This is a genomic window from Meridianimarinicoccus zhengii (assembly GCF_003254465.1).
In the GTDB taxonomy this organism is placed as follows: Bacteria; Pseudomonadota; Alphaproteobacteria; order Rhodobacterales; family Rhodobacteraceae; genus Meridianimarinicoccus; species Meridianimarinicoccus zhengii.
Genome location: NZ_QDFI01000118.1, coordinates 1 through 7,987, shown reverse-complemented (window position 1 = coordinate 7,987; position 7,987 = coordinate 1). Strand labels below are relative to the sequence as shown.

6 protein-coding genes are annotated in these 7,987 nt (G+C 65.6%); all 6 read left to right on the top strand.

Annotated features, from left to right (window positions below; translation table 11 throughout):
- The first annotated feature begins 220 nt into the window (after nt 1-220).
- Entirely contained in the window at nt 221-2,092 is a 1,872-nt protein-coding gene (locus tag DDE13_RS21230; protein ID WP_162631155.1) for an ATP-binding protein, read from the top strand.
- On the top strand, nt 2,089-2,703 hold the full coding sequence (locus DDE13_RS21225; protein ID WP_111406217.1) for a response regulator transcription factor: 615 nt from the start codon (nt 2,089-2,091) through the stop codon (nt 2,701-2,703). Before DDE13_RS21230 ends, DDE13_RS21225 begins: the two co-directional genes overlap by 4 nt.
- Nucleotides 2,704-2,763: 60 nt before the next feature.
- Entirely contained in the window at nt 2,764-3,141 is a 378-nt protein-coding gene (locus tag DDE13_RS21220) for a response regulator (RefSeq protein WP_111406216.1), read from the top strand.
- A 163-nt stretch (nt 3,142-3,304) separates the two neighbouring features.
- Nucleotides 3,305-4,909, top strand: a complete 1,605-nt coding sequence (locus tag DDE13_RS21215; protein ID WP_111406215.1) for an arylsulfatase — start codon at nt 3,305-3,307, stop codon at nt 4,907-4,909.
- Between the two features lie 80 nt (nt 4,910-4,989).
- Nucleotides 4,990-5,952: an HAD family hydrolase gene (locus tag DDE13_RS21210; protein WP_111406214.1), complete on the top strand. Its 963-nt coding sequence runs from the start codon at nt 4,990-4,992 to the stop codon at nt 5,950-5,952.
- A 91-nt stretch (nt 5,953-6,043) separates the two neighbouring features.
- Nucleotides 6,044-7,987 (top strand): cytochrome c3 family protein (locus tag DDE13_RS21205; protein WP_111406213.1); only part of this gene is annotated, 1,944 nt, incomplete at its 3' end.

The window sequence follows — 7,987 nt, the reverse complement described above, 5'->3', positions numbered from 1 at the left end:
CATGCGTGCCAACGGGAAAGCGCCTCGCAAAGATTGATCAATGCCGAGACGGCGATGCGACACCGATGCACGTGTGGCGGTCCGACGTCGCCGGACATGACATTCTGCATGCAGCCGTGGGGCAACAGGAATGTCGAAAAAAAGATTTTGCCGCAACACGATGCGACGGCCTACGGTGCCGCTGAACTGATGCAACCTTTGCATGGAGTGTCGGGACACGATGGCCGCACTTTTCCTGTCTCTTGTCCGGTTCGGCTTGGTGCTCTGGCTCGTGACTGGCACATGTGCATCGGCGCAGTCGGCTGACGAAAGAGACCAGCCGCGCATTCTGGCCATCTACTCCGACAGCAGCACCCTTACGGCCAATATCGGCGTGGCGGAGGGGTTGCGCACCGCCTTGGATGCAGTCTTCGAGCCGCGATACGAACTTCTCACGGAGTTTCGGGGACTGCAGCAGTTTCCCGGCGATGCGGAAGACGCCCGTTTCGTGGACATGCTGGAACGGAAATACGGCAACGGTTCGCTGGATGCGGTTCTGGCAATCGGTCCGGCGGCGCTGCGCCTCGTGCGGGATCACAGGGCGCGGTTTGCGCCAGACACGCCGGTGATCGCCGCAGGCGTGACCGCAAGGTCCTATGACCTGCCGCTTTCGGAGGATGTCCATATTGTAGAAAGCTTCTTCGATCTGGACGCCACGGTGGCGCTTGCCCGTCGCGTGCAGCCGGATGCCTCGCGGCTCGTGGTCTTCACGGGGTCCGCCGCGTTCGACGATAGCTGGCAGCGCTTTGCACGCGCGACATTGTCCGGCGCGCGTGGCCTCGACATAGAGTTCGTGAGCGGGCTGACCCTGTCGGAATTCAAGAGTGCGGCGGGCCGCCTGGATCCCGATACGATATTGATCATCCTCACGATCTTCGAGGATGCCGAGGGCGCGCGCTTCATCCCGGCCGAAGCGGCCAAGGCCATCGCCAGTGTTTCAGGCGCTCCGACTTGGAGCGTCTACCGCACGTTTTTCGACGACAGCGGCCTGGATACCGGCGCCGGCATCGTCGGCGGCGTGGTCGAACCCTTCGAGGTGATCGGTCGAACACTCGGCGCGCTTGCGCACGACGTGATCGCGGGTGCTGCCAGCCCGGGCACGATCGTTCCCGTACCCCGCGCACCCGTCATCGACTGGGATGAACTAAACCGTTACGGGCTCGATCCTGCGCGCCTTCCCGATGATGCGGTCCTTCTGAACTACGAGGCGACGTTCTGGGAACGCTACCGATGGATCATTCTTTCGGCCGCGGCGATCCTGCTTGCCCAGACGATGACGATCGCTGCGCTGGTGGTTCAGGGCCGCCGGTGGAAGGCCGCGCAGGCCGATCTTGTCGCCCAGCGGCTGGAACTTGCGCGCCTGTCGCGCGTGTCCCAGCTCGGGGCCTTGTCCGGCGCCATCACGCACGAGCTCAACCAGCCTTTGACTGCGATCCTTGCAGATGCCGAGGCTGGGGCGATGCTCCTGCGCCGCTTCCCGCCCGACATCGACACGGTGACCGAGATACTCGACGATATCGCGCAGCAGGACCGACGAGCGGCGAAGATCATTTCCGACCTTCGCGCGCTGATGGGCCGGGGGACGCTTGACCGCGCCCCGTTCGATCTGAATGTCGTGGTCAGGTCGGTGGTCGATCTGACCCGAAGCGAGGCCCTGATGCGTGGCCTTCGCGTCGCGCTGCGCACCGCCCCGCGTCCATTGGTCGTCTTGGGGGATGCCTCCCAGTTGCAGCAGATTGTCGTCAACCTGATGTTGAACGGGATGGAGGCGATGGCAAACCAGCCACCCGCGACACGCGGCCTGTCCGTGGAGACAGTCGAACGTGATGACGGAACGTGCGCCCTCATCGTCCATGACAGTGGTCCCGGCCTCGCCAGAGAGATCGCGGAAGACCCGTTCCGTCCTTTCGCAACCACGAAGGACGGCGGTCTTGGCATGGGTCTGGCGATCTGCAGGACCATAGCAGAGGCACATAATGGCAGCCTCGCGTTCGAAGCCGCAGAACGGGGTGCACGGGCCGTCCTTACCTTGCCACTGGACAGAGCCCGATGAACGATGCCGCGATCGTCCATATCGTCGACGACGATCCGGCATTGCTGAAGTCGCTCGGCCGGCTTCTGTCCGTTGCGGGGCACAGAACCATGGCACATGGCAGCGCCGCGCACTTCTATGACCGCTTCGACCGCCGGTTGGCTGGATGTCTGGTGCTGGACCGCAAGCTTCCTTGCGCGGACGGCCATGCCGTCCAGGGCTGGCTCAAGAAAGAGGGGGCGTGCCTGCCGGTGATCTTTCTCACGGGTGAGGGCGACATCGCGTCCAGCGTTCTCGCGCTGAAGGATGGCGCGGTGGACTATCTGACGAAACCCATCGGTGCGGATGCGCTGCTTTCAGCGGTCGAACGAGCGCTTGCACTCGATCGCGCGCGCCGCGCCAAACAAGCCGAAGCGGATGTTTTCGCCGCGCGGCTCGCCACGCTCACGCCGCGCGAACGCGAGGTGCTCGACGGGACGGTCGCGGGGCGGCTCAACAAGCAGATCGCGGCGGAGCTCGACATCGTCGAGAAGACGGTGAAGGTCCACCGGGCCCGCGTGATGCGCAAGATGGGCGCGGGGACGTTTGCGGAACTGGTCACGATGGTCGTCCGCAACCGCGACCTGCGTTGAGGCTGCATTGGTCTTCGGTCCAACTGTCGCAGGGTCGCCGCGCCGCGTATCGTTCGGACAATGGACCAGCCATCGCATTTCGTTGCCATCGTCGATGACGATCCGGGCGTATGCAAAGCGCTTTGCCGCCTCGTGCGCGCATTGGGCCACGAGGCGCAGGCCTTCGGGTCCGGAAATGCTCTCCTCTATGGCATCGGTCCCCGGCCGCCTTCGGATGTGCTGCTCGATCTGCACATGCCGGGTATCGGGGGGCCGCCGCTGGTCGCGCGCATCCGTGCGCGCTGGCCGGGTGTCCACATTCTCGTGATGTCGGGTTTGGAAACGCCGGGCGCTGCGGACGCGTGTCTCTCCGCCGGTGCGGCCTGCTTTCTCCGAAAGCCGATCCAGCCTTGGGACATCGAGAATTTCCTCGCGCGGCGGGGAGACGGCGCGGCATGATCCACGACCGGTTGGCCCATGGTCCAACTATTCAGCCCTTTCCCGGTTGGGGCAGGCTTTCTTTAACGTCATGGCTGATGGGCCAAGCCGATTGTGCGGCACGCGGCCCCTTGCCCGGACGTCCCGTGCCTTCGGGCGCTGATTGCAAGGGAGAGACCGCCCCATGACCATTCCAAGATTATCCGCAACGCTGGCCTTTGCCCTGTGCGCGGTCGCCGCCCACGCGCAGGATGCAGAGCAGCCCAATATCCTCGTGATCTGGGGCGACGATATCGGCCAGTCCAACATCTCGGCCTATTCCCACGGCCTGATGGGCTACCAGACGCCGAACATCGACCGGATCGCCGCCGAGGGCATGATGTTCACCGACTACTATGGCGAGCAGTCCTGCACAGCCGGCCGGTCGTCCTTCATCATGGGTCAGTCGGTGTTCCGCACGGGGCTGTCCAAGGTCGGTCTGCCCGGCGCCGAAGAAGGCATGCAGACCGAGGACCCCACCATCGCGGGCCTGCTGAAGGCGGAAGGCTACGCCACCGGCCAGTTCGGCAAGAACCACCTCGGCGACCGGGACGAGCATCTACCGACCAACCACGGCTTCGACGAATTCTTCGGCAACCTCTATCACCTGAACGCCGAGGAAGAGCCCGAGAACGAGGACTATCCCCGCGACATGGTCATGCCCAATGGCCAGACCTTCCTTGAACGGTTCGGCCCGCGCGGCGTGATCCGCTCCACGGCCAGCTATGGCGAGACCGAGATCACCCAGACAATCGAGGACACCGGCCCGCTCTCAATCGAACGCCAGAGGGTCGTCGACGACGAGACTTCCGACGCCGCCATCGCCTTCATCGAGGAGCAAACGGCCGCGGGCACGCCGTGGTTCGTCTGGTGGTCGGGCACGCGGATGCACTTCCGCACCCATGTCAGCGACGAAAACCGCGAACTTGCGAACGAGACTGTCGGCAAGCAGGTCGACGAATACACCGCCGGCATGATCGAACACGACACCGATATCGGCAAGTTCCTCGACAAGATCGACGAGCTGGGCATCGCCGACAACACCATCGTGTTCTACTCCACCGACAACGGTCCGCACATGAATACCTGGCCCGACGCCGGCATGACGCCGTTCTGGGGCGAGAAGAACACCAACTGGGAGGGCGCCTGGCGCGTGCCCGCGATGGTGCGCTGGCCGGGGCAGATCGCGGAAGGCGTCGTGTCCAACGAGATCGTGCACCACATGGACTGGTTGCCGACGTTCCTGGCCGCTGCAGGCAACGAGACGGTCAAGGACGACCTGCTTGAAGGGATCACGGTGCCCGACATGGCCGGGCGCGACTACCGGGTGCATCTGGACGGCTACAACCTCCTGCCGATGCTGACCGGCGAAACGGTTGAAAGTCCGCGTCAGGAGATCTTCTACTTCTCGGACGACGGCGACCTGATGGCGCTGCGCTACCGCGACTGGAAGATCACCTTCCTCGAGCAGACCGAATGGGCCACCCTGCGCGCATGGATCGAACCGCTGACGCCGCTGCGCACGCCGCTCATCTTCAACCTGCGGCGCGATCCCTACGAACGCGGCTACCGCACGTCGAACACCTACTACGACTGGATGCTCGACCGCGCCTTCATGCTGGTGCCCGCGCAGCAGTATGTCGGGCAGTTCCTGGCCACGTTCGCGGAGTACCCGCCGCGTCAGGAAGCGGCGAGCTTCAGCCTCGACAGGGTGATGGAGAAGCTGTCCCAGCCCGGCGGCGCGCAGTAACCGTCCGCAACATCCGTCGCCGCGCGCTCACCCGCGCGGCGACCCGCTCTCAACGCCATGCCCGATCGAGGATGCCACCCATGTTCGTCCGTATCGCCGCCATCGCCGGTCTCTGCGCCGCTCCGGCGTTCGCCGATCCGCTGCCCTCATGGGCCGATACCCATGCCAAGGCCGACATCATCGCCTTCGTGGACAGCGTGACCGACCCGGACTCGCCCGACTACGTCCCCCCGGCCGCCCGCATAGCGGCTTTCGACAACGATGGCACACTCTGGGCCGAACAGCCGGTCTATTTCCAGTTTCTCTACGCGCTCGACCGCCTGCGCGAGAAGGCCGAGGTGGACCCGTCGATCCTGACCACCGATGTTCTGCGCGCGGCAGCCGCGGGCGATCTCGGCCCCGTTCTCGCCGCCGGCGCGGAAGGTCTGCTGGAGGTCGTCGCGGTCAGTCATTCGGGTATGACCGTGCCGGAATTCCAGGCCGATGTGCGCGACTGGCTTGGCACGGCCCGTCATCCTGAAACCGACATGGCTTATGACGCGATGCTCTATCAGCCCATGCTGGAGTTGCTGCGGTATCTGCGGGACGAAGGGTTCACCACCTGGATCGTGTCGGGCGGCGGTGTGCATTTCATCCGCGCCTTCGCCGCCGACGCCTACAACGTCCCGCCCTGGCAGGTCGTGGGCACACGCGCCGCGACAACCTATGACGAAGACGCCCGCGTTATCCTGAAGGACCCGGACGTGAGCTTCATCGACGACAAGGCCGGCAAGCCAGTCGGCATCGACCAGCAGATCGGCGCCGTGCCGATCTTCATCGGCGGCAATTCGGATGGTGATTTCGCCATGCTCGATTACGGCTCGGCGCAGGACGGCCCGTTCTTCGGCATGATCGTGCACCACAATGACGCCGACCGCGAATTCGCCTATGACCGGGACAGCCATGTGGGCGCGCTGGCGCGCGGGCTCGACGAGGGGCCGGGAAAGGGCTGGCTGATCGTGGACATGGCCGCGGACTGGGCGCGGGTCTGGTCTTCGCGGTGAGTGCGCAGCTTGGTCGCACGCGCGGGCGCGGCGTGATGCCGTCTCACGACACGGCGGCCGGAGATCGGTCGCGCCATCCGCGAAGGTCCGCATGCACCGCCTTGCCCTGATCCTGCCCGCTATCCTCGCCTGCCTTGGCCAGCCTGCCTTTGCGCAGGCGACACCCGGTTACGTCGGCTCCCGCACCTGCACGGCGTGCCATGACGATGCGGCAATGGCCTGGGGGGGGTCGCACCACGCGCTGGCCTGGACATGGCCGTCGCCCGAAACCGTGGTGGCCGATTTCGACGGCACGGTGTTCGCCCATGACGGCATGACCGCGCGCTTCCGGATCGAGGACGACGCCTATTTCGTCACTGTCACCGAAAAGGACGGCGTGACCACCGATTACCGGGTCCACTCCGTCGCCGGGATCGAACCGCTCCAGCAATATCTGCTGGAAACCGAACCGGGGCGCCTCCAAAGCTTCGACGTGGTCTGGGACACTGAAATGGGCGGCTGGTTCCACCTTTACCCGGACCAGGATCTGCCACCCGATGACGGGCTGCACTGGACCGGCCCTTACAAGACGTGGAACGCCCGCTGCGCGGAATGCCACGCCACGGGCTTCGACAAGAACTACGATGCCGCGACCCGCAGCTATGCCTCGACCCAGTCCGAGATCGGCGTGGGCTGCGAAGCCTGCCATGGTCCCGGATCGGCGCATCTCGACTGGGCGCAGGACACCACGCGGGAGCCGCGCGCAGACCACGGCTTCAGCCAGCCTTTCGCAACGACCGAGGCGACGATCCAGCAATGCGCCACCTGCCATTCCCGGCGCGAGGCCCATGATGACGGCTCTCCCGTGCCGGGCACGCCCTATCACGATGCCTATGGACTCGCGCTGCTGCGCCCCGGCCTTTACCACGCCGACGGGCAGATCAGCGACGAGGTCTATGTCTATGGCTCGTTCCTGCAATCGAAGATGTATGCCAAGGGCGTCGGCTGCCTCGACTGTCACGACGCGCATACCGCGCAGGTGATCGCCGAGGGCAACGCCGTCTGCACCCAGTGCCATTCACCCGCCGGCAACCCGGACTTTCCCACTCTGGCGCTGGCAGAGTATGACACCCCCGCCCATCACTTCCATGAACCCGGCAGCGACGGCGCCCAGTGCATGTCCTGCCACGCGCCGGAACAGGTCTACATGGGCAACGACTGGCGGGCTGACCATTCGTTCCGGGTTCCGCGCCCCGATCTGGCGTCCGTCACCGGCGCGCCCGATGCCTGCACGACCTGCCACAGCGACCGAGATGCGGCCTGGGCGGCGGGCGAGATCGCCAAGCGGTTCCCCGAAGGCACCCATCGCGGCCCCCATTACGGCGTGACGCTCGCGCGCGGACAGACCGATCCGGCTGCCGCGGCGGGCGACCTGGCCGACCTTGCCGCGGATGGTGGTCAACCGGGGATCGTCCGGGCCACCGCCCTTTGGCTGCTGGAACAGTCCGAAGATGCCGAGACCGCCGAACGTCTCGCCCCGCTCCTGTCAGATCCCGATCCCTTGTTCCGTGCTGCTGCGGCAGGCCATCAGCGCACTGCCCCGGCGCAGGCGCGCGTCCTCCGGCTTGTCGATCTTCTCGACGACCCCGTCCGCTCAGTACGGATCGCGGCGGCGCGCGCGCTGCTGGATGCGCCCGTGGCCCGCTTCCCCGGTCCGATCGCAGAGGATTTCAGCGCCGCCATGGGCGACTGGCAGTCGGCCATGACCAGCCGGCTGGATTTCCCCGAAACCCATCTGCAACTTGCGGGCGTGTCGCTGACGCTGCGCAACATGGCCGCCGCCGAGCGCGCTTTCGCCGAGGTCGTGCGCCTCGATCCTCAACGGCAGGAGGCATGGGTGATGCGCGTGCGCATCGCCGCCGCAACGGAAGGACCCGAGCGCGCCCTGTCCATCGTGAACGCAGCGCTGGAGGTGCTGCCCGAAGATCTCACGTTGCTCGGGTTCAAGGCGGAACTCGACGGCACACCCCAGCCACCCGACGCGCTGCTGCCACCG

What these genes read in the sequence shown, in the direction of transcription:
- DDE13_RS21230 (WP_162631155.1), top strand. Translation starts at nt 221, where the DNA reads ATGGCCGCACTTTTCCTGTCTCTTGTCCGGTTCGGCTTGGTGCTCTGG.
- DDE13_RS21225 (WP_111406217.1), top strand. Translation starts at nt 2,089, where the DNA reads ATGAACGATGCCGCGATCGTCCATATCGTCGACGACGATCCGGCATTG.
- DDE13_RS21220 (WP_111406216.1), top strand. Translation starts at nt 2,764, where the DNA reads ATGGACCAGCCATCGCATTTCGTTGCCATCGTCGATGACGATCCGGGC.
- DDE13_RS21215 (WP_111406215.1), top strand. Translation starts at nt 3,305, where the DNA reads ATGACCATTCCAAGATTATCCGCAACGCTGGCCTTTGCCCTGTGCGCG.
- DDE13_RS21210 (WP_111406214.1), top strand. Translation starts at nt 4,990, where the DNA reads ATGTTCGTCCGTATCGCCGCCATCGCCGGTCTCTGCGCCGCTCCGGCG.